Below are 20,550 nucleotides of genomic sequence, written 5' to 3' on the forward strand. Positions count from 1 at the left end.
GCAAGATTCAGACACAGGCCAGTTTCCAATTGAGCGTTTTGCGAGAATACCTGCGGAAAACCCTGTCATGCTGACGTAGTGAAGGCATGGTTCGAGCACACAGTCGTCGACACCGGACGGCTGCCGTTGTTCTTCCTGCTGGTCGCGTTTTTACTTACCTTTCTGTTCATCAGATTCAGTGTGCGCATGATCCGCGCCGAAGTGTCGTGGTGGCCGGGCAATGTCACGCCGGGCGGTATGCATATCCATCACATGGTGTTCGGGCTGATGATGATGCTCGTCTCGGGGTTCACCTTTATCGCATTGGCGGATTTCCACACCCCGGTCGCCAATTGTGTGCTCGCGTCGGTGTTCGGAATCGGTAGCGCCTTGGTTCTCGACGAATATGCGCTGGTTCTGCATTTGCGTGATGTCTATTGGGCCGAAGAAGGTCGGTCGTCGATAGATGCGGTCTTCGTGGCGATCGCCATTTCCTTTCTTTTCTTGTTCGGCGTCCATCCGATCGGGTTTGCCGGCGAGTTCGACCCGTACGAGGAAGATCGCAGTATCGCAACCCTCATTGCAATTGTTGTCGCGCTGATACTCCAATTGGCGCTCGCGATGATCACACTTCTCAAAGGCAAGTTGTGGACCGGTTTGATCGGATTGTTTTTCCCGCCGCTCCTCATCGTCGGCGCAATCCGGCTGAGCCGACCGGGCGCGCCGTGGGCCAGATCCCGGTATCGCGACAAGCCGGCGAAGATGTCCCGCGCGGTCGCTCGCGAGCAACGCGTCAGGGAACCACTGATCAAAGCCAAAATTCGATTCCAGGAAAGCGTCTCGGGGAGTTTCGGGGTACCGGAAGCCATCCCTTCAGCAGCAACTGAACCGACCACGGTGTCGACACCAGAGCCCCCGGCTACGACTCCGAAGTGGCGGCTATCCGACGCACTGCGGTGGCGTCGTACCCGCAGACGGCTTCGCACCGTCCCCGTGTGGCGGTTACCCGTTCTGCTTGTCGTCGCGGCATTCTTCTTGGCCGACACGCTTATCGATCTCGACAGTTCGGTGTTCGACGGCTTCGGTTCTGATTCGCTCGAATACGCCGTGGATCCGGGAGCTACAGCAACTCTGCTGAGCGTGATTGCCGGTGGAATGATCACCCTCACCGGTCTGGTGTTCACTGCGATCACACTGGCCATGCAATTCGGCGCTTCGCAGATATCGGTGCGAGTGGTGCCGATGCTGGCTCAGCAGCGAGTCATGCGATGGTCCATCGGGATGTTTCTCGCGACATTTGTCTACTCGATCATCGTTGCCCTCGATCTTGCTCTCAACACCCAACATTCAGCTCCCCAGATATCCACGTACACGGCGCTGTTTCTTGCGATCATCAGCGCCATTCTGTTTATTGCACTGGTGTCCCGAGTTGGCTCGATTCTCAATTCCAGTCGCCTTCTGCGGTGGATCGCAGCCGAAGGACGAAGCGCAATCGTTCGCTCGTACCCGCATTACGACGAGTCGACGCAGGACGCAACTGCTGCACCCGTAGTCGCCAATCCCGCACTGGCCGACGACGACTCCGCAGACCTCTTGATCGTCCGACTGCGACACCTCTCCCCCAACGGGCGCATACTGCTGGCGATCAACCTGCCGCGACTGGAGCGGTTGGCATCGAAGTGGGGGGTCAGCATCGCAGTCGTGCCCGGCATCGGAGAATTTGTCGCCCAGAACGCGCCGCTGTTCGAAGTCCGTGGCACCTCGATGGCGATCCGTCCGGATTCTCTGATGTCGTGCCTGGTTTTCGGTGACACTCACGGTCCCGTAGTCGGTCCGGCCGCGGCAATCCAATCCATTGTCGATATTGCGCTCAAGGCACTGTCGCCGGCTATCAACGATCCTGGCCGCGCGGTCCAAGCTCTCGACCACATCGAGGATCTGCTCGTTCTGCTGGCACCGCGGGTGCATGCCGACTCCGCGACGTCCACGTTGACCCGAATCCGCGGGCAGCAGAGAACCTGGACGGACTACGTGTCCATCGCGACCGACGAAATTCGGCACTTCAGTACCAATTCCGCTCAGGTGCAGCGCCGCTTGCGCGCCGTGTTCACGACCTTGCTGGCAGCGTGCCCGGTGGATCAGCACGCTCCGCTCCTCGAACGCCTCGACGCCATGGACGCCGAACTGACCCGCGAGTGGACCGGCGAACTGGACATACGCCTGGCCGGTGTCGCCGATCCTCAGGGTCTCGGATCCGAGGCAGGTGCAAGCGGCCGTGTCCATCCCCTGATCGTCGGACGACCAGGAGCAAAGTAATTCAGAGCGCCGAGTTGAACGCCTGAACCTTCAGATCCCGAGCCAGGTTGTCGCGCTTCTCGAGCACCAACCGCCGCAACGACGCCGGCGCATCGGCATTGGCGTCGAGCCACCGATCGACCGCAATCAGATCCCCGGACGCCGGGAACAAGCCATTCACCAGGCGCCGCGCAATCTCGATGCTGCGCCCTGACCACCACGTGCGCAACGAGGCAAAATAGTCCGCCGCGTAGCCCTCGATCAGGGACGCGTCGACGCCGGCTTTGAAGCCGCCGATCATGGCATCGAGATGATCGTTCGACAGTGTGAAGTCTGTGGTTGCGGCCTGCCAGACGCGTTGCTTGGTCGCTGCGGTGGGCAACGACGCGAGTGCGCGAGCGTGGGCGATCCGGCCGGCCGATGTCCCGTCGCTGCGCAACTCGTGGTCGAGGTCACTCGGTTCGGCAAAGCCTGTGGCAGCCAGGGCAATCCACATCGACCACCGAAGATCGGGGTCGAGAGCGAGCCCGATCGGGCCGGGGCTCTCGCCGAGCAGGATGGCACGCAACGCGTCAGCCCGCGAATCGTCGAGCGCCGCCGCGGCGGCACAGGCTCGGGCCCACGCCAACTGACGGCCCGATTCCGGTTCGCTCTCGAACATCGCCTTCCATGCCGTCGCCAACCACCCAGCCGCCGCGCTGGAGCGCAGCTCGCGCGGAACATAGTGCGCGATTGCGAACTGCGCGTCAGCAGTGATCGAACTGAGAATCGCCAGGTCCGGTTCTGAAGGGCCACTTTGTTCGGCCACCGCGAGGTACCGGAATACCGGCAGCTCACCGTCACGTACGGAGTTCCACAGCGAGGACAGAATCAATCCACGCGCGAGTGGATCGACAACACGCTCGAGCGACGATTCGACGGTGGCGAGCGACGCGGCGTCGAGCCGAATCTTTGCGTATGTCAGGTCGTCGTCGTTGAGCAGAATCAGTGGTCCCGCGGGAACGTCGATCGGTGTGCGCTCCGCCGAAATGTCGACCTCGACGCGTGCCGTGCGAACCAGGTCGCCGGTATCGCCGTAGTTGTAGACCCCGACTGCCAGACGATGCGGTCGTGGATCGGTTTGCACCAATTCCCCGCCCTCGAACGTCAACGTCGACACTCCCGTTGTCTCGAGCCAGGCACGTGACCAATCGCGCATGTCTCGCCCGGACGTCGCGCTCAGCGCGTCGAGGAAATCGACTAACCGAGTGTTACCGAAAGCGTTCGCCCGGAAGTACTTCCGTGACGCCTCGAAAAACGCGTCACGCCCGACAAAGGCCACCAGTTGTTTGAGGACACTCGCACCTTTGGCGTAGGTAATGCCGTCGAAGTTCAGCTTCGCAGCTTCCAGATCGACGATGTCGGCGACGATCGGATGCGTGGTCGGCAACTGATCCTGCACGTACGCCCAGGCTTTTCGCTTGATCGCAAACGCCACCCAGGCGTCGGTGAACCGCGTTGCCTCGACGCTGACAAGCGATCCCATGAAATCGGCGAACGATTCCTTGAGCCACAGATCGTCCCACCACACCATGGTCACGAGGTCGCCGAACCACATGTGTGCCATCTCGTGCAGGATCGTGTTCGCGCGGCGTTGGTACTGCTCGGCAGTGGCTTTGCCGCGAAACACGTAGGACTCGGTGAAGGTGACGAGGCCCGGATTCTCCATTGCGCCGAGGTTGTATTCGGGAACGAAGATCTGGTCGTACTTGCCGAACGGATACGGGTAGTCGAAGGCATCGGCATAAAAGTCGAGACCTTGCCGAGTCACCTCGAACACGTCGTCGGCATCGAGGTACTGGGCCAGCGACGCTCGGCACAGAACACCCAGTTCGACGGTGAGGTCGCCGCGACTCCACCCCGAGCTCACTCGATGGTACGGACCGGCCGCCACTGCCGTGATGTACGTCGAAATAGGCAGTGTCGGAGCAAAAGTGACGGTCTTGCTGCCGGTGGAATTCGAATCTGTCTGCACGGGAACCTGATTCGACAGCACTTCCCAGGACTGCGGTGCCGTGACCACAAAAGTGAATGGCGCCTTCATGTCCGGCTGCTCGAAGCACGCAAACACCCGACGCGCATCCGCTGGTTCGTATTGTGTGTAGAGGTACGCCTGCCCGTCGGCGTCGTCGACAAATCTGTGCAGACCCTCTCCGGAGCGGCTGTACTCCGCGAGCGCAACAACCTGCACGACGTTCACATCCGACAGCCCGTTCAGCGCGATCCGCGCACCGTCGTACTCGACAGCGACACGACGGCCGTTCACCTCCACCGATTCGACCGCCCTACCGATGAAATCGAGCCACGTCGAATCCACGGTCGACGTCATCTCGATCGTGGTGACGGTCTTGAACGTCGCCACAGCAGGGTCGACCGCCGAGCGGAGGTCCAACTCCACTCGATAACCGGTGACCGATACCGCGGACGATCGGAGAGTGACTTCAGTTCGGTTCAGGTTTGCTGTGCTCACCCGTCTGATCCTGCCAGGCCGGGCGAACATCAGGTCTCCTATCCGGTGAAAGCTCCCTGCCACACGGTGTCGAACGGCGTGTGCGCCGAGACCCGGGCCTCGATACCCGCGGTGACAAACTTCTTTGCCAGTGCCACAGCTTCTCCCACGTCAGCGCCCTTTGCGAGTTCTGCAGTCACCGCAGCCGCAAGGGTGCAACCGGCACCGGAGACGCGCTCCTGGCCAACCTTGGGAGCAGAAAGTACCGTCACGTCGGTTCCGTCGAACAGCACGTCGACGGCGTCGTCGCCGGCCAGTTCCACGCCGCCCTTGGCCAGAACGTACTTCGGTCCGAGATCGTGGATACGACGCGCTGCTTCGATCAGTTCGTCGACGCTCGAGATCGCGTCCATTCCGGCCAAGGTGCGCGCCTCGAAGAGATTCGGGGTGACAACCGTTGCGAGGGGCAGGATCGAATCACGAAGTGCCGTATCGGTATCGAGTGCCGCTCCGGGCTCCTGACCCTTGCAGATCAGAACCGGATCGAGAACCACGTGCCGCCACGACTGACGACGCAGCCCCTCCGCAACAACCTCGATGGTCGCGGGAGTTCCCAGCATGCCGATCTTCACGACGTCGAGATCGTGCGCCGACGTTGCTGCCTCGATCTGGTCTGCGATCACCTCGGGCGCGATGGGGACAAAGCGGTGGCCCCAGTTGTTCTTCGGGTCGAAGGACACGATGCACGTCGTGGTGGCGATTCCGTAGACACCGCGGGCCTGGAAGGTCTTGAGGTCGACCTGTAAGCCGGCACCACCGGTGGATTCGGATCCAGCGATGACATAGGCGAGGTCAACCACGGTACAAACTCCTTTTGAGGCTTCGACACCATCCACGGATACCCGCGAACGCCGGAGGTCGAAGTTTATCAACGTTGACCCCGGCGCTTCTCCGCGACTACGTGTCCTGGTTACTCACCCGCTCCACCGGAGGGTACGAATAGGTTTCGTCGAGGATCGCCTCCCCTGGCATATAGAGCCGAAGCACCAGCCTGAATGCTGCATCGGGCGACGGCAGCCAGTTTGCTCGCGCGGTGGCGTCGGTCGGCGCGTCCTTCGAGATGGTGATCCGGAGAGACCCATCGGTTTCGTAGCGGATTCCGGCGGTGCGGTCGCCGATCGAGTACCGGTCTATCGGGTTGGCAACCAGGTAGTAGCGCGGAATGTCGTAGAGCGTGATCGACCAGAATGCGCCGACGGGCGGTTTCTCCGGGAAGTTGATGAGATAGGTGTTCTCGCCGATCAGAGGCGCTCCGGTCACGTCGGTGAAGGCTTGTGCATACACCGCTTCGTAGGCGTGATTTCCCCACAGCCCCAGGCGGCACGCAATCGCCCTTTCGACAATGCGCACCTTCTCGTCCAGGATCTTCCACCGGTCGTCGTCGATCGTTCCGAGGCCGAGGTTGTAGAGGTTGTAGTCGAACAGATGCAGGCCCACTGTCCATCCGTTGAAGACCGGTGCCTGGCCGTGTTTGGTGGCGTCCTCGAGCTCGGCGACGCCGTCCGCATACCAGGCGCGCAGGTCATCGCTATCGACATCCGGAGACCACAAACCGGAAAACTGCTCGATCAGGGCAGATTCCGCGATCGGAGCGGGGAATGCCTGTGACCAGCGGTGTGCCTGCTGCCAGAAGAGCAGTTCGTCGGTAAGGTTCGCGTCCACCACGGGTAGACCGTTCACTGTCGCGGCCGGGTCGAGTGACTCGAGTATCAGCAAATCCTGCAGCTTCGTCACGGCGGGAATGTCGCCTGGGCCGGTGCAGGCAAATCGGCCGACTATCGACACAATGTCGGTTGAGGCCTGGACCACCGGATGTTCCGATTCTCCGGTCCAGCCCGGTGGGACGATCAGAAAACTGCCGGCTTCATTGCCCGTAGCCCGCGTGCCGACATACGCGATGTTGTTCGTCCAGGCGTCGACAAATTGGAGTACGTAATAGCGATCCCCGGTTGCGGGCACGTCCAATCGCAGTGGTCCACCCGAAAGGTCAAGCTGCGCCATCGAATAGACGGTGTCGTTGTTGATCGTGACAAACGTGTCCTCTGGCCCTGCAAGTTTGCGGGCATGCGAGAAACTGTTGAACGGTGTTGCAGGATTGGAGCCGACGCCGGTCGTGACATAACGCTCCACCTGTCGGAGGTTCTCCACCAGCGGGTAGTAATAGAAATACGCAGCGGCCGCGGTCCCTGTCAGTGCACTCACACTCGTGTCCTTCAATCGGGCACTGTTACCAGTGCGGCGAAGACGCTAGTGCGGCCAACGATATCGATAATCGCGACAATGCGTAGAACTACGACAAATCGGGAATCCGTGTCGCCCAGGCGATGTCGTTGTCCTCGTAACCCAGCGGCGGACCCACAAACTCTCCCCCGCACGTGATCAACGCCAGCGTCTCCGGTCCGTCCATCCGGTTCAGGCGCTCGACCGGTAGTTCCCCGTCCTTGCGGTACTCGTCAACCGCATCGATCCGATAGGTCCACTCGTGGCCATCCTCCCCGGTCAACGTCACAACCGACCCCGGAGTCAACGACGAGAATTTCTTTCCGAAACCGTCACCGGCGTACACGTCATTGATGTGGCCGGTGATCACAACAGTTCCCGTACCCGAACCCGGAAATGCGGAGTCCGCCCACCAGCCGACCTTGCTCACATCCTCCGGAGGAATCAGCGAACCACCCGACGTTGTCTTGATCGCAAGAACCACGGCGGCCTCGCCGCCGATGCGCAACTGCGTCGGTGTTGCCGGATTGTCGACTGCCGCCTCCAACGCAGGTGGCAAATCCTCCTGCCCGGTCGCCAGAACCCGAACCGGTTGGTCACTGTCGTCCGAACACCCACTGACACACAACAACACCGTCAGCGCCGCTGCGCCGCACAGACGCCGAAGCGTCTGGCGAGACGATTGCGTCACCGCGAGATCGGCCCGGACGGAACCTGGGAAATCGGAACTCGATTGCCTACATCGCGTCCGGGCAGTTCACCGTTCTGGTTGCCACCGTTGTTTCCGCCATTTTCGCCACCACCGCCGCCGTTTCCACCACCCTGGTTGCCGCCATTCCCGCCGTCGTCTGGGCAGTCGGTCCCCGGATCGGTTGTATCGCCCGTCAGCACGATCTTGACCGCGGAAAGGTCGACGGATTGATTCTGCGCCACGAGGTTCGGAGTCGACGCATCAAAGGCGAGGGTTGCTCGGACCGGAATCACTCGTCCGTTGTCCGCATGCGTGACTTTCGTTCCGGACATCCCCAGATCCTGGGTCAGTGTCATACGTGAGCGGAGTTCTGGGTCGCCGGTGAGTCCCGCGCCGTCGATCCGCAAGGTGCCGCTGACCGGGCTGCCATGCGCGCGGATGGTTACCGAGGCTCGAAACTCGAGAGTGTCGCCTGGGACAGCGCGCCAGGACTCGATGGAATTGATCTTCGTGCCGGGTGTGCCGGTCGAGACGTCGTACCAGCCGTCGACGACGGCCGGATCGAGCGACATGGAGTTGTCATTGATCTCGGGAACGCACGTCTGCGTCAAAACGGGCGCGGCGCCGGCTACTCCCGGCAGCGCCGTAGTGATCAGGGCTGCGGTGGCAAAGATCGCTGCGCACGCACCTGCGGTACCAAAAGTTCTCATTCCCGCTACCCTCATCTACGGTCTGACAATCTGGTCAATTCAGTCAAAATACCAGTACAATCGCATATATCGGCACGATCGGACTGACAAAATATTCTTGTGGTGCCATCGGGCAATTATTCCGCAGCCGATCCCGACATCGGGTACATCGTTTCGGCGCGATTCAAAAGTTACAGTTCACCCGAGTAACCCCCGCGCGGCAATTGTGCTCACGCAGGCCTGATCATCCGCGCGTGTGCATAATCGGCGAGCGGCAGCGGAATGATTGCGGTGTGCAGTGCCACGTGAAGTGTTTGGCGCAACTCGCAAATGTCAAACCTGAGACATGCCACCTAGAGCACAAACGCCGTGATCCGACATGCGCACCGTGTCGAATAGGCCCAGCAGACAACCGAAATGGTCGCTCGAGGCGGTGGCTGAATATCTCGGCGCGGACGGCGAGTTACTGCGCGAGCAAGGAACCCTGGTTGTTGCCGGCGTCTGTCAGGACTCCCGTCAGGTTCGCCCTGGCGATATTTACGCGGCGCTGCCAGGCACCGAACACCATGGTGGCGAGTTCGTCGCCGAAGCAGCGCAGCGGGGTGCCGTCGCTGTGGTCAGCGATCGACCCACTGAAATATTGCCGGCGTTTGTGGTGAAGAACCCCCGAAAGATCCTCGGCCCTTTGGCCGCTTGGATATACGGCGATCCCTCCACATCGCTCGACGTATACGGCGTTACCGGCACCAACGGCAAGACCAGCACTACATTCATGCTCGAAGCCGGTCTAGCCGCGGCCGGACTGCGCACCGGCATCATCAGCGGAATCTGCGTTCGGGGACCAGACGGCGTATCGGAAGCGGAGCGAACGACACCTGAAGCGTGCACGTTGCAACGTACGTTGTCCGCTTTCGTCGACAACCGCGTCGACGCTGTCGCTATGGAAGCGTCGAGTCATGGTCTTGCACTACACCGAGTCAATGGGACGTTCTTTCGCGTCGCTGCCTTCACGAACCTTTCGCGTGACCATCTGGATTTCCACAAAACTATGGCGTCGTACTTCGACTCGAAGGCGCAGCTTTTCTTACCCGAACGTTGCGCCCGCGCGGCGATCAGTGTCGACGATCAGTACGGCAAAGCCCTCGCTGAACGCGTCACTGTTCCTCGTTTGACCTTCTCATCGCTTGGTGCCAGCGCCGATGTCACCGCCACTGACATCGAGGCCGATCAAACGGGAACATCTTTTGTTGCACGCCATGGGAGTTGGGAGAGGAAAATCCGGCTGCGCCTGCTGGGGTGTCACCAAGTTGACAACGCATTGGCGGCAATTGCCGCTCTTCGCATCGGAGGAGTCGATATCGCGGCGGCGCTCGACGGTATCGAAAATCTCGACACCGTCCCCGGGAGATTGGAAAATGTGGAAATAGGACAGAATTTCCTGGCATTCGTCGACTACGTACACAACGCAGGTGCGCAACTCCGCTTGTTTCCGTACCTGCGCTCGTTGTCGAAGGGAAAGATCATTGTCGTCATCGGCGCCACTGGGGGCCGGGACCCCGGCAAACGCGAGCCTCTGGGTCGTACTGCCGGCAGTCATGCCGACGTCGTTGTCGTCACCGACGAAGGTCCGTACCACGATGACGCAACAGCCCTCAGAAATGACGTGGCCGCGGGGGCGCGACTCGCGAATCATGCAGAGGTGCTTATCATCCCGAATCGGAGTGACGCTATACGGACCGCCGTATGCTTGGCAAAAGCAGGCGATATCGTTGTCGTTGCGGGGCGTGGGAACGACCACGTGATGAACTACGACGGTACGGAGATAGTGTTCGACGATCGCCAAGTACTCGAGCGCGCACTCGTCAAGTATGCAAAATAGTTGTCAGCGCACTGTCGTCCATTCACCCTTCGGATCGGTCAGAACAAGAAGGAAAACGACGCCGCACCGTACGCTACGGCCAACCCTACGAGAATCCATCCGACATACGATCTGATGGACAGCCTGCGAGTGCGATGCCATCGCGGCGACGCTCGTAAGAATGCCCCTACGGCGCCCACCAAGAGCGTCACGCTCGGCAAGAACACCAAAAGGCGTCGATCCTTACGCGAGCAGACCAGCACGTCGGTGTCGAAACACTCGCCCCGCCGAGAACCCAACACCACAAGTGCCACTATCATCACAATCACAACCAGGACGATCGAGACTGCGTAAGTGATTGTCCTCCTGCCGATTTCCCGCTCGGCCCCTGCGGCAAGACCGGGTTGTTCAGTCATCGAGGAAACCCTCCGCTGTATTTCACGCCGACCCATTCAGTATCGCAGTAGCGTTTCGCTCACGCTCGGCGCCCAGAGGCATTCGTGGGCCAATCGACCGCGCCGTCGTGATGATTGATCTGTAACCAGTCATACCTCCCGCCATACTCGCCTTGTCCTGATTTCAAATCGACTCTTGTCATCCAGTCTAAATGTAGCTTATCTACATCAGTGGATGCAGATAATTGACCGTTTGGAGTATAGGATTGCTTCAGTTAAACGGCCGCGTCACCACAACGCACAACCTCGAGGAGTCACCGATGCTCTTGCGTCTGCCAGGTGTTTACCCTCCACAGGAAGATACGTGGCTGCTGGCCGACGCACTGGCTGCAGAGAGACTAGGACGGGACTCTCGGGTACTGGATCTCTGCACCGGGACGGGGGCGCTGAGCTTGCGCGCCGCTGCAATCGGAGCCAGACATGTCACCGCCGTCGACATATCTCGTCGCGCAGTCGTCACCACCCAGTTGAATGCCATCCTGCATCGGCATTCGATTCGAGTGATTCAAGGCGATCTGACTACACCCGTTCAAGACCAACGTTTCGACGTAGTCATTTCCAACCCCCCGTACGTTCCTGCGCACGACGACGTCCTACCCACTCGCGGCGTGGAGCGGGCGTGGGACGCGGGCGTAGACGGGCGGGTGCTTCTGGATCGGATATGTACACACGCACCCCGAGTGCTTGCCGAGTCAGGTGTTCTCTTGATCGCGCAGTCTGTGCTCAGCGGGATTGAGAAAACTCAGTCCATGCTGGAAGAACAGGGATTATCTGTGGAAGTCGTGGCTCGCGCGGAGATCCCTTTCGGGCGCGTACTCTCCGCGCGGGCGGCACTGTTCGAGGCCCGCGGCCTCATCGCTCCGGGCCAGCGCACCGAAGAGATCGTTGTCCTTCGGGCCGCGAAACCAAGTCTCGACAAGGAGGTCATGTGAATTCCATGTCCGATACCGAACGCGACATGAGCTCGGTCACCGTCACCGTGTGCCCGGACGGACCGATACTTGTTCGTGGTCCTGCAACCCTGATCGATGGCGCGGGCAATCCGATCGAACGAAAACGGGCAACGGTCGCGCTGTGCCGATGCGGTGGTACGAGTATCTCTCCGTTCTGCGACGGCACACACAAGAAAAGGAAGTCCATCCCTCGTGACCAGCGCTGAATGTGGACGTGATGTGGCAAAGCCATGTGAGCCCTCGGCGCGGCCTAGTCGACCAGAGGACGTGAGGTTCGAGAGTTGTAGCGAGCCATCATGATTCGCGGTGGGCCTGCAGAGGAAACCGGAACCAACTCGCCGGTCAGACTCGAACTCCAGTTTGTTCGCTCAACTGTGCAACCCTCGCCGCCAGAATTGAATTCTCGGCCTCGAGCGACAGTATTAACCGGATGCCGACCAAGTTGACACCGTCGTCGATCAGCGCAGTGATACGGGCCAGCGTCTCCAGGTCCGATTCGCTGTATCGGCGGGTTCCGCCTCCGGTGCGGGTCGGTGTCAACAACCCTCGTCGCTCATACAATCTCAACGTTTGCGGCCCGACTCCGGAAAGTTCGGCCATCACCGAGATTCCGTAAACGCCTCGAAGCGCGCGCGCCTGGGTCTCTGACGTCACGGTATACCTCCTAGGCGTCTTCATTGACCGTGCAACCTTAACATTCTCTGCATTTCAATCTAACGTCGCCAGCACAGATTTCATGAGTCCAGCAGTGTGCAATGCGAGCGCGCATTTGTCCCGTCAATTTTCCACCTCAGCTGTTGCCAATTATCTGCAGCTGCTGGTATAGATTTTGAGGGAAGGCGATGGGCTCAACCGTCGAATGAACAGACAGATCTGAATGAACAGGCAGATCTAGTGTCACATCTGCAGAACGACGCCTCAGGCAGTGTTAACCACGCAACTCCAGGAGGCCCTATGACCAATCACGAGGGAAACCGGACCAAGGCTTATCCGACAGTGTCGAGAGAGCCTGCGTTGATCGGGTTTCGAAACACGGACACCAACTCCAAACCGACCTGCCTGACACTGTAACGTGGTCCGAAGATGGGCGGTGCGATAAGCGCAGTGCTACAAGCAAACTGAACAGCACTAGTTATTTTGCTGTCCAGTCCAGAGAAGTGTCGTCCAGATCCTGAAGTTTCTGCTTGATTTCCTGCATGCTCGGCGCGTGACCGCACATTTCCTCGCGGCACCATTTACCTCTGTGAACATTCGTGTACGGACACGTCCCAAATGGCGTGACACAAGACGCCGCAACACGAGACTCTGTCGATAGACACAGCGCCGAGAATGCTCGGGGACCACCCATCAGTCGCACGAATATCCTTGTAACTTATTGCGACGGAAAGGGATACATAGGTTGCATGCTCAGCAAACGACCGGAACACCCACGACTGTGCAGCACATGTTGGAGACACCATGACGACCGACAAAGATATCGCTACCGAGACAGTTGATCTACCCAGGTGGCGGGATCGAAAACGGTATTGGTGGCCCGTGGCCTTGTTGATCCCACTGAGCCCATTCCTGTCCTGGTTGCTCGTCGATCGTCTGAGCTTGGGATTGTTCTGGGCGACCGGGGCATGGATTCTGGTACTGATCATTCCGATCATCGACTTGATTTCAGGTAGAGACGGCCAGAGCCCGCCGGATCATGCAATTCCGCCGCTGCAAAAGGATCGCTATTATCGTTGGTGCACCTACCTTTTCGTGCCACTACAGTATGCCGGGTTGATGTTTGCGTGCTGGTGCTGGGTGAACGCCCCCATGGCGATGGGTGAGAAGATCGCCCTCTCCATGACAGTCGGAGTCGTAGCCGGCGTAGGAATCAATGCCGCACACGAGCTCGGACACAAAAGCGAAGCCGTCGAGCGATGGTTGGCAAAAATTGTTCTCGCACAATCGTTCTACGGGCATTTCTTCGTCGAACACAATCACGGGCACCATGTCCGAGTGGCAACACCTGACGATCCAGCCAGCGCTCGGTTCGGCGAATCATTCTGGATGTTTTTGTCACGCAGTGTAATCGGCGGATTGAAATCGAGTTGGGCGATCGAAACAGCGCGTGCGCGCCGACGCGGAAAACTCAGCTGGGGTGCGCAGAACAGCATCGTTCAGACATGGGTGATGAGCATCGTCTTATTCGGTGGACTGATCGCAGTGTTCGGCTGGCAGATCGCCCCTTGGCTAGCACTCCAAGCAATCGCCGGGATCTCATTTTTGGAGGCGGCAAATTACATCGAACACTACGGACTGCTACGCAAGCGCAGATCCGACGGCAGTTTTACGAAAGTCCGACCGGAGGACAGTTGGAACAGTGATCACATCGTCAGCAATGTGTTCCTTTATCAACTTCAACGTCACAGCGATCATCACGCCAACCCACGCCTGAGATACCAATCATTGCGAAGTAGCCCGGCGGCACCGCAACTGCCGGCGGGATACGCGGTAATGATCGTCTGCGCTTGGATACCCCCGTTGTGGAGGTGGCTCATGGATCGCCGTGTTCTCGCCTACTACGACGGTGATCTCACCCTCGTCAACACGAAAGCGACTTCACGATGAACGCGCACACCGGTGAGGAAAGGCAGGGCTCCACTCCCCCTGCAGGAACGACGGACCGCAGTAAAATACCGCCCGCCCCGGAGATCATCGCAGCGGTGGAATTCCTCCGCACGCAACCTGACGCAGCAAGCATCCGGCGCCGATATCTTGAACTGATAACACCAGGCAACGAGCGTGACGGCACCACCATCGACTACACCGCCGCTGAGCGCTACCTCCTCGCGACCGCTGCACGATACAAACGACAAGTACGCCTCGGTTCCCGCGCAGAGCAGGGTTCCGGAGAGCAAGGTTTCACGAAGCAGGACGACACCGACGGAAGATGATTCACAGCATTTCAACCGTCGAGATCCGGGAAGCGTCGAGCCGCAAAAAGCTTCTGACGACGGGAAAGTAGGATCTAGTACCGTTCGATGCAGGTAGGACTTAACAGCAGACCCCGAGGTGCACAAACGATGTCTTGGCCAGACAATGCCCTGACAGAACCCGCAGCTGTTTTTGCGGCGTTGGCCCAGATTCTTTACTCCGCGACAGACGATGCCGACGTGTACAACGCGATCTGTTCCGCCGCGGTCGACTTGATTCCCGGTTGTGATCATGCCAGTTTGATGCTGCGCCGTGGGAACACCACCGTCACCGTCGCTGCGAGTGATGAGATGGCCGCTTTTGCAGATGATTTGGAGCGCGCCACCGGAGAAGGTCCGTGCCTTGACGCTCTCGAAACCGAAACACCACAGCTCGAGTCGGATCTGCGCACTCCGAACCAGTGGCCTGAATTTGCGCGGCAAGCTCTCTCGAAGACTCCGATCCGTGGAAGCATGGGGTTCCGCCTACTCGTCGACCGACGCAAAATCGGTGCTCTCAACCTCTTCTCCGATACACCGGGAGCGTTCACGGAGGACATAGCCGACGTGGCTATTGTTCTCGTCTCCTTCGCGTCTGTGGCAGTCACTGCGTTGTCGCGAGGAGAGGATGCCGAATCGCTGCGGCGAGGTCTGACCGGTAGCCGTGAGATCGGCCAGGCCGTCGGTTTGCTGATGGGATTACACGGGGTATCGAGCGACGCAGCATTCGAGATTCTGCAGAAGACTTCGCAGAACATGAATGTCAAGGTCGCAGACCTCGCTCGCGACGTCATCGTCCGGCATCGATCTACTCTCGACTGACCGGCTCGCTGTCTCCTGAGAAAGTTGGCGCGAGACGGTTGCCTTGCAGCCGGCAGCATCATGTCTGGCCCGCTGGGATAGGATCTGTTTCAGTTCTTCGTCAAGCATCGGCAACGGACGTTTAATTCCCATGCCGTGCTGCCCTGCAACGGCCACCTCGAACAGGTAGGTCAATCATTCCCCTTACGTCGAAGCACTCGGAAACATATAACGACGCATTGATCGCACTGGCCGCTGCAACCCAGCGTCCGGCCAATGTTGTCAACCTCGCCGGCGATTACGCCATCCGTGTCGATCTCGAGTACAGCCGCTACGTACTGGCCACCAACACTGCCGAGGGTCTGTCGGACGAAACCTATCCCGCCGGCTCGTGGTTGGTTCGTATCTTCCAATCTCAAATCGGCGGCCTCCCAGACGAACTACTCGCCGACGCCACCGATGAATGGCTTATCGACGCATTCGATTCCGTTCTCAGGCGCCTCGAAGCCGACGGAAAGAAGATCTTCGCGGACGCGGACTTCGGAGACGTCAGCCTCCTGAAGCCGGCAACACACGTGATATCGGTGCACTCACAGATCACCCCGGCCCCTCGGCTGCGTTGCACGACTGAGGGATCTGCTCTGCAGGAATAAGTCTCACTCGATCGAATACGAACCAGATCGAAACTGTGTCGCTACAGCCGTTGCTCCGAACCACGCGCTTTGCCGCATTCCAGCAATGTGGATGTCAGCCGAGCGCTTCCCCCACCAAGAACGCGACCTTCTGCCGTTCCACATCCACGTCGAAGTCGGCGTCGCGGGCGGCGATGCGCGCGATCAGCTCCGTCACCGCAGCGTGGATCGTCTGTCGCAAGAATCCGCGTGGGTCGGAATCTCCCAGGACGTCGGCACTGTTCATCTGGATCTGCGCAGTGATCGTGCGCCGCGCCAGAAAAACACGCGGGGACCGGACACCGGTCGGATCAGTCACCGTCGTGATGTCGCCACCGACGATGACAAACAGGTCGAAGTCGTACTGGAACTCCACGTTCCGCAGCTGCCACTTGATCCGACTCAACTCTTCGAAGTAGGTCAGCGGTATCGACGGGCCGCCGAACACCGATCTGAACCTGAGCCGATGCGTCATCCGGCCACACCGATCGAAGGCTCACTCACGGTTCGCTCCGACGGGGCGCGGGTCGACAGCACCGTCCGGCGTGGCGACCTCCCAGTACAGGTTGGATGGCCCGACCAAGATGAGTGGGTCGACCCACTCGGCAACGACCTCGACGATGACGTCCTCGAGTTCCTCTCGTGACCAAATCCGCGGCCGGACCGGAACCGCAGGCTCCCAGCCGTCCTCACCCCAGATTACGCCGAACAGTTCCCGCTCATCACCGAGCTGCCTATCCAACGTGAACGCATCAGGGCCGTCGAATCGCGCCCAGACATCGAACGTGCCGTGCGCGTCCTGGTCGACGAATACCTCGATGATCACGCCGTCAATGCGGGCAGACGCTGTGTTGCGTATCGTTTCGAGCCGAGCGGCCACTACCGGCGACGCGGTGTCGAGGACGGCTCTCAGTGCGGCGCGGTACTCAGTTGCTTCCACGGACTCAGCATATCCGTGCCGTTCCCGGAGCAGTTCACCCTCGGAGCAACAGCATGCCCCTACAGCAGGAGAACACTAAATCTATTGATCGGCAACGGATCTCGCGAGATCGTGTCAAGATGTCCGATCACGGTCCCTCTCCACAATCCAGGCTGCAACCTGCGCCCGCGAGGTGAACCCCAGTTTTGTCAGTATGTGCTCCACATGCCCCTGGGCGGTGCGCGGTGAGATCACCAGCCGATCGGCGATGGCCTGGTTGGTCAGACCTTGGGCGATGAGATCGGCGACTTGGCGTTCCCGCTTGGTCAGTCGCGTCGAGGCGTCCATGCCGGATCCGGCTGCGTCGGAGAGCCGTTCGTGGAGGGCGTAGGAAATTGCAGCTTCGAGTCCGAAGCCTTGCCCCTTTCGGAAAGCCGCCGCGAATGCTTTGTCTCCGAGCTTCTGACGCGCCTTCTGATCGCATTCCTGGTGATAGACAAGTAAGTTGGAATGAATAATCGCGGTGCTGCCCATTGCGTGCGCCAACCCATCCGCCGCTCCCATCAACACTGCGGCTCTGGTGGCGTCGCGCCGCCCGCACTCGATCCAGGCCATCGTCTCGAGGCAAGCTGCTGCGACGCGTGGGTGGTGTACCAGGCGGGCCAACTTCAGCGATTGCTCGAGTAGCCGCATCGCACGATCGGTATCGCCTTTTCGCCACACGGCGATGCCGAGGGCCCACAACGAGAGCGACCGATACATCTTCTCGCCATAGTGGTCCGTGATCGAGAGGACACGCTCGAGACATTCGATTGCCCTGTCCATCTGGCCGCTCAATCCATAGGCCAACCCCAACGAATACAACGCACCTACCTCGAGCGTCCGATCGCCGTGACGGCTGAATCCGGCGGCGGCGGCTTCGAGAAGCGAGGAAGCGCGCCTGGGGTCACCACTGTAAAGAGCATGCATTCCGTCGGCGAAGTCAACGAGTGGGCGCATCATCGGGTCACGCGTGTGAGCGGTGAGACTCCGTGCCTCCTCGACGCGGCCCGCCCCGGCCCTGAGGTCACCTTGAATACTCGCCATCAGCGTGGCGAAGTAAAGACCCTTGGCCCAGTCGAGGGTGAATTGGCCGCTCTGACGGGCAAGCAAGTGGTCGATCCAGTGCCGGCACTCGTTGTACAGGCCTTGGGAGCTCCAGAAGAAGGACAACGCGACAGCGGTTCGCAGGCCGGCGACGGGATCGTCGACGACGCTGAATTCGAGGGCTTCCCGCAGGTTCGGTTGCTCGCGCTTCAGACGCGCGATCCAGTCGAGTTGGCGGTCGCTGACCCACTCGGCCTCCGCGTCGAGCGCCAACCGTTCGTACCAGTCCCGGTGCCGGCGGCGCAGTTCCGTTAGATCGCCGGACTGCTCGAGCTTCTCGTAGCCGTACTCGCGCAACGTCTCGAGCATCCGGAACCGCACCACCGACCCATGTTCCTCGCGAATCAGAATCGACTTATCGACCAATGACGTCAACGTGTCGAGAAGCGCGCCCGGATACTGGTCCGCGCTGCACACCTGCTCCGCAGCATCGAGTTCGAAACTACCCGCGAATACCGCCAACCGACCCCACACCAGTTGCTCACTGGCAGTACATAACTCGAAGCTCCAGTCGATACAGAGCCGCAACGTCTGCTGCCGCGACGGGGCGCCCCGGATACCTCGAGTCAGCAGCGCGTATCGATCAGTCAATCGCTCGAGAATCTGCTCGAGCGACATCGCCCGCAATCGCGCCGCCGCCAGCTCGATCGGCAACGGCAGCCCGTCGAGCCTGCGGCAGATCCCGGCCACCGTCTCCGCGTTCTCCTCGGTGAGCACAAATCCCGGAACTGCCGACGCGGCGCGCTCGCCGAACAACGACACTGCATCGTATTTAGACAATCCCCGGAGCGACGGCTTCCGCTCGGGCTCAGGGACGCCAAGCGGCGGAACCCGCAGCACCGCCTCCCCACCGATGTCGAGGGGTTCGCGGCTGGTAGCCAGAATCCGTAGCGACGGACAGACGCGCACCAGGGTCGCGGCCAATTCAGCGACGGCATCGACCAGCTGTTCACAGTTATCCAGAACCAGCAGCAATTCCCGCGGTTCGAGAAACTCGATCAGCATCTCCGGTACCGGTCTCGCCGACTGGCCCCGCAGTCCCAGCACACCAGCCACTGTTTCGATCAGCAACGACTCGTCACGCAGCTCGCCCAACTCGACGAGCCGGACGCCATCGTCAAATTCGCTGTGCATCCCCGCCGCGAGCCGCATCGCCAGCCGCGTCTTTCCGACCCCGCCGATCCCGGTCAACGTCACCAACGGGCCAGCGGCGAGCAGGTTCTTCGCTTCGGTCAGCTCGCGTCGGCGGCCCACAAAGCTGGTCAGTTCCAGCGGAAGCTCCCCCGTCGTGCTCGGAGTAAAGGCACCTGAACGTCGCAGTCGACCTTCAGGGCCAGGTCGCCAGCCGCCGCCCGGTTCGCCGGGTTCGCCGGGTTCGGCACGTAGGGACATCTCGTCGACCGGGAAATCGTAGTGCCGTTGCATTTGCCGCAGTTGCTCGCCGAACTCCGCGGCAGTGACTGGGCGCGCGCCGGGCGTCCGCGACATCGCGCGAGAGATTACTTCGGCCACGTCGTCGGGGATCCCATGGTCACGCAAGTCGGGTACCGCTTGCTTGGTGATCCGCAGAAACTGCGCGACAACTTGCTCACCGCTACGACGCTCGAACGGGGCGTGACCGGTGAGAGCGCTGAACAGGACAGCGCCAAGACCGTAAATATCGGCCGCTGGACTCGACGGATCTCCCCCCAGCACCTCCGGCGCCGTATATGCCGGCGACCCGGTGACGACCCCGGTGGCAGTCTCGAAACCACCGGTGATATGCGCGATACCGAAGTCGGCCAACTCCGGTTCGCCGTACTCGGTGAGCAGGATGTTGGCGGGTTTGATGTCGCGGTGCAGGATGCCGAGCCTGTGCGCCGACTCCACCGCGCCCGCCATCTTCACCCCCAGGCGGAACGCCTGATCCAACGGCAGCGGACCGTCGCGTCGAATCCGAGCATCGAGGGAATCCCGCGGGTGATACGGCATCACGATGAACGGACAGCCACTGTCGGTGGCGCCGACCTGCAAAATGTTGACGATGTTCGGGTGTCCGGTCAACCGGCCCATCGCTTGCTGTTCCCGGAAGAAGCGAGACCTGTTCTCCTCGTCGAGATCAACCGTGAGCACCTTCACCGCAACCGGGCGATCCAAATCTGCCTGCATGCAGCGGTAGACGACGCCGAATCCGCCGCGGCCGATCTCCTGGACATCGTCGAAGCCGGCACTTCCCAGTTCCACGGCCGACGGCGGCGGGTAACGCTGAGTGCCGAGCGAATCACCTTCACCCATCGGACGGCCTACTCACTCCGTCGGCACCTAACTCCTGGCCACTGGTCCCGACGGCACGACCAGCGCCCTTCAACCCTATCCCTCACCAGTCGTAGAGGATCGT

General features: G+C 60.5%; 18 protein-coding genes. 8 read left to right on the top strand and 10 right to left on the bottom strand.

Going from position 1 to position 20,550, the window contains the following annotated elements; translation table 11 throughout:
* Positions 1 to 78: 78 nt before the first annotated feature.
* The gene (locus KYT97_RS04865; protein ID WP_219111854.1) at positions 79 to 2,295 is read left to right on the top strand and encodes a DUF2254 domain-containing protein; all 2,217 of its coding nucleotides are present in this window, start codon (positions 79 to 81) and stop codon (positions 2,293 to 2,295) included.
* A gap of 1 nt (position 2,296) precedes the next feature.
* Here KYT97_RS04865 and pepN read toward each other — a convergent pair whose 3' ends face one another.
* The 5 genes from pepN to KYT97_RS04890 form a co-directional block, all read right to left on the bottom strand.
* On the bottom strand, positions 2,297 to 4,783 hold the full coding sequence (pepN, locus tag KYT97_RS04870) for an aminopeptidase N (RefSeq protein WP_219111855.1): 2,487 nt from the start codon (positions 4,781 to 4,783) through the stop codon (positions 2,297 to 2,299).
* Between the two features lie 38 nt (positions 4,784 to 4,821).
* Entirely contained in the window at positions 4,822 to 5,622 is an 801-nt protein-coding gene (thiD, locus tag KYT97_RS04875; RefSeq protein WP_033231904.1) for a bifunctional hydroxymethylpyrimidine kinase/phosphomethylpyrimidine kinase, read from the bottom strand.
* A gap of 97 nt (positions 5,623 to 5,719) precedes the next feature.
* Positions 5,720 to 7,024, bottom strand: coding sequence for a DUF1254 domain-containing protein (locus tag KYT97_RS04880; protein WP_245006022.1), 1,305 nt, complete (start codon positions 7,022 to 7,024; stop codon positions 5,720 to 5,722).
* 88 nt (positions 7,025 to 7,112) lie between these two features.
* Positions 7,113 to 7,733, bottom strand: coding sequence for a class F sortase (locus KYT97_RS04885; RefSeq protein WP_245006023.1), 621 nt, complete (start codon positions 7,731 to 7,733; stop codon positions 7,113 to 7,115).
* Positions 7,730 to 8,443 (bottom strand): hypothetical protein, encoded by a 714-nt coding sequence (locus KYT97_RS04890; protein ID WP_219111857.1) that lies wholly within the window; start codon positions 8,441 to 8,443, stop codon positions 7,730 to 7,732. Before KYT97_RS04890 ends, KYT97_RS04885 begins: the two co-directional genes overlap by 4 nt.
* Before the next feature lie 412 nt (positions 8,444 to 8,855).
* Here KYT97_RS04890 and KYT97_RS04895 point away from each other — a divergent pair, with 412 nt between their 5' ends.
* A complete protein-coding gene (locus KYT97_RS04895) occupies positions 8,856 to 10,301 on the top strand; it encodes a UDP-N-acetylmuramoyl-L-alanyl-D-glutamate--2,6-diaminopimelate ligase (RefSeq protein ID WP_245006024.1) in 1,446 nt (481 codons plus the stop codon).
* A 38-nt stretch (positions 10,302 to 10,339) separates the two neighbouring features.
* Here the strand turns inward: KYT97_RS04895 and KYT97_RS04900 are convergent, their stop codons facing one another.
* A complete protein-coding gene (locus tag KYT97_RS04900) occupies positions 10,340 to 10,696 on the bottom strand; it encodes a hypothetical protein (RefSeq protein WP_033231900.1) in 357 nt (118 codons plus the stop codon).
* Positions 10,697 to 10,995: 299 nt separating this feature from the next.
* Here KYT97_RS04900 and KYT97_RS04905 point away from each other — a divergent pair, with 299 nt between their 5' ends.
* Together KYT97_RS04905 and KYT97_RS04910 are read left to right on the top strand one after the other, a co-directional pair.
* Positions 10,996 to 11,667: a HemK2/MTQ2 family protein methyltransferase gene (locus tag KYT97_RS04905; RefSeq protein ID WP_033231899.1), complete on the top strand. Its 672-nt coding sequence runs from the start codon at positions 10,996 to 10,998 to the stop codon at positions 11,665 to 11,667.
* A 5-nt stretch (positions 11,668 to 11,672) separates the two neighbouring features.
* Complete coding sequence (locus KYT97_RS04910) at positions 11,673 to 11,894, top strand: CDGSH iron-sulfur domain-containing protein (protein ID WP_033232178.1); 222 nt, start codon at positions 11,673 to 11,675, stop codon at positions 11,892 to 11,894.
* Between the two features lie 136 nt (positions 11,895 to 12,030).
* On the opposite strand, the gene KYT97_RS04915 is transcribed toward KYT97_RS04910, so the two are convergent.
* Positions 12,031 to 12,342 carry a MerR family transcriptional regulator gene (locus KYT97_RS04915; RefSeq protein WP_033231898.1) on the bottom strand — a complete coding sequence of 104 codons (312 nt, stop codon included), beginning with the start codon at positions 12,340 to 12,342 and terminating at the stop codon, positions 12,031 to 12,033.
* 804 nt (positions 12,343 to 13,146) lie between these two features.
* Here KYT97_RS04915 and KYT97_RS04920 point away from each other — a divergent pair.
* The 4 genes from KYT97_RS04920 to KYT97_RS04935 all read left to right on the top strand — a co-directional run bounded on the left by KYT97_RS04920 (position 13,147) and on the right by KYT97_RS04935 (position 16,090).
* Entirely contained in the window at positions 13,147 to 14,292 is a 1,146-nt protein-coding gene (locus tag KYT97_RS04920; protein WP_045067861.1) for an alkane 1-monooxygenase, read from the top strand.
* Positions 14,289 to 14,618, top strand: a complete 330-nt coding sequence (locus KYT97_RS04925) for a hypothetical protein (RefSeq protein WP_051730309.1) — start codon at positions 14,289 to 14,291, stop codon at positions 14,616 to 14,618. Before KYT97_RS04920 ends, KYT97_RS04925 begins: the two co-directional genes overlap by 4 nt.
* A 129-nt stretch (positions 14,619 to 14,747) precedes the next feature.
* Positions 14,748 to 15,458, top strand: coding sequence for a GAF and ANTAR domain-containing protein (locus tag KYT97_RS04930; protein WP_045067862.1), 711 nt, complete (start codon positions 14,748 to 14,750; stop codon positions 15,456 to 15,458).
* A gap of 176 nt (positions 15,459 to 15,634) precedes the next feature.
* Positions 15,635 to 16,090, top strand: coding sequence for a hypothetical protein (locus KYT97_RS04935; protein WP_230590040.1), 456 nt, complete (start codon positions 15,635 to 15,637; stop codon positions 16,088 to 16,090).
* 94 nt (positions 16,091 to 16,184) lie between these two features.
* Here the strand turns inward: KYT97_RS04935 and KYT97_RS04940 are convergent, their stop codons facing one another.
* The 3 genes from KYT97_RS04940 to KYT97_RS04950 all read right to left on the bottom strand — a co-directional run bounded on the left by KYT97_RS04940 (position 16,185) and on the right by KYT97_RS04950 (position 20,447).
* Entirely contained in the window at positions 16,185 to 16,583 is a 399-nt protein-coding gene (locus KYT97_RS04940) for a hypothetical protein (protein ID WP_033231896.1), read from the bottom strand.
* Between the two features lie 21 nt (positions 16,584 to 16,604).
* On the bottom strand, positions 16,605 to 17,048 hold the full coding sequence (locus KYT97_RS04945; protein WP_116103424.1) for a DUF6389 family protein: 444 nt from the start codon (positions 17,046 to 17,048) through the stop codon (positions 16,605 to 16,607).
* Positions 17,049 to 17,162: 114 nt separating this feature from the next.
* The gene (locus KYT97_RS04950; protein WP_095886388.1) at positions 17,163 to 20,447 is read right to left on the bottom strand and encodes a protein kinase domain-containing protein; all 3,285 of its coding nucleotides are present in this window, start codon (positions 20,445 to 20,447) and stop codon (positions 17,163 to 17,165) included.
* Positions 20,448 to 20,550 lie beyond the last annotated feature (103 nt).

This window comes from Rhodococcus globerulus, from assembly GCF_019334125.1.
In the GTDB taxonomy this organism is placed as follows: domain Bacteria; phylum Actinomycetota; class Actinomycetes; order Mycobacteriales; family Mycobacteriaceae; genus Rhodococcus_F; species Rhodococcus_F globerula.

What these genes read in the sequence shown, in the direction of transcription:
- KYT97_RS04930 (WP_045067862.1), top strand. Translation starts at nt 14,748, where the DNA reads ATGTCTTGGCCAGACAATGCCCTGACAGAACCCGCAGCTGTTTTTGCG.
- KYT97_RS04890 (WP_219111857.1), bottom strand. Translation starts at nt 8,443, where the DNA reads ATGAGAACTTTTGGTACCGCAGGTGCGTGCGCAGCGATCTTTGCCACC.
- KYT97_RS04900 (WP_033231900.1), bottom strand. Translation starts at nt 10,696, where the DNA reads ATGACTGAACAACCCGGTCTTGCCGCAGGGGCCGAGCGGGAAATCGGC.
- KYT97_RS04950 (WP_095886388.1), bottom strand. Translation starts at nt 20,447, where the DNA reads ATGGGTGAAGGTGATTCGCTCGGCACTCAGCGTTACCCGCCGCCGTCG.
- KYT97_RS04920 (WP_045067861.1), top strand. Translation starts at nt 13,147, where the DNA reads ATGACGACCGACAAAGATATCGCTACCGAGACAGTTGATCTACCCAGG.
- KYT97_RS04940 (WP_033231896.1), bottom strand. Translation starts at nt 16,583, where the DNA reads ATGACGCATCGGCTCAGGTTCAGATCGGTGTTCGGCGGCCCGTCGATA.
- KYT97_RS04925 (WP_051730309.1), top strand. Translation starts at nt 14,289, where the DNA reads ATGAACGCGCACACCGGTGAGGAAAGGCAGGGCTCCACTCCCCCTGCA.
- KYT97_RS04910 (WP_033232178.1), top strand. Translation starts at nt 11,673, where the DNA reads ATGTCCGATACCGAACGCGACATGAGCTCGGTCACCGTCACCGTGTGC.
- KYT97_RS04905 (WP_033231899.1), top strand. Translation starts at nt 10,996, where the DNA reads ATGCTCTTGCGTCTGCCAGGTGTTTACCCTCCACAGGAAGATACGTGG.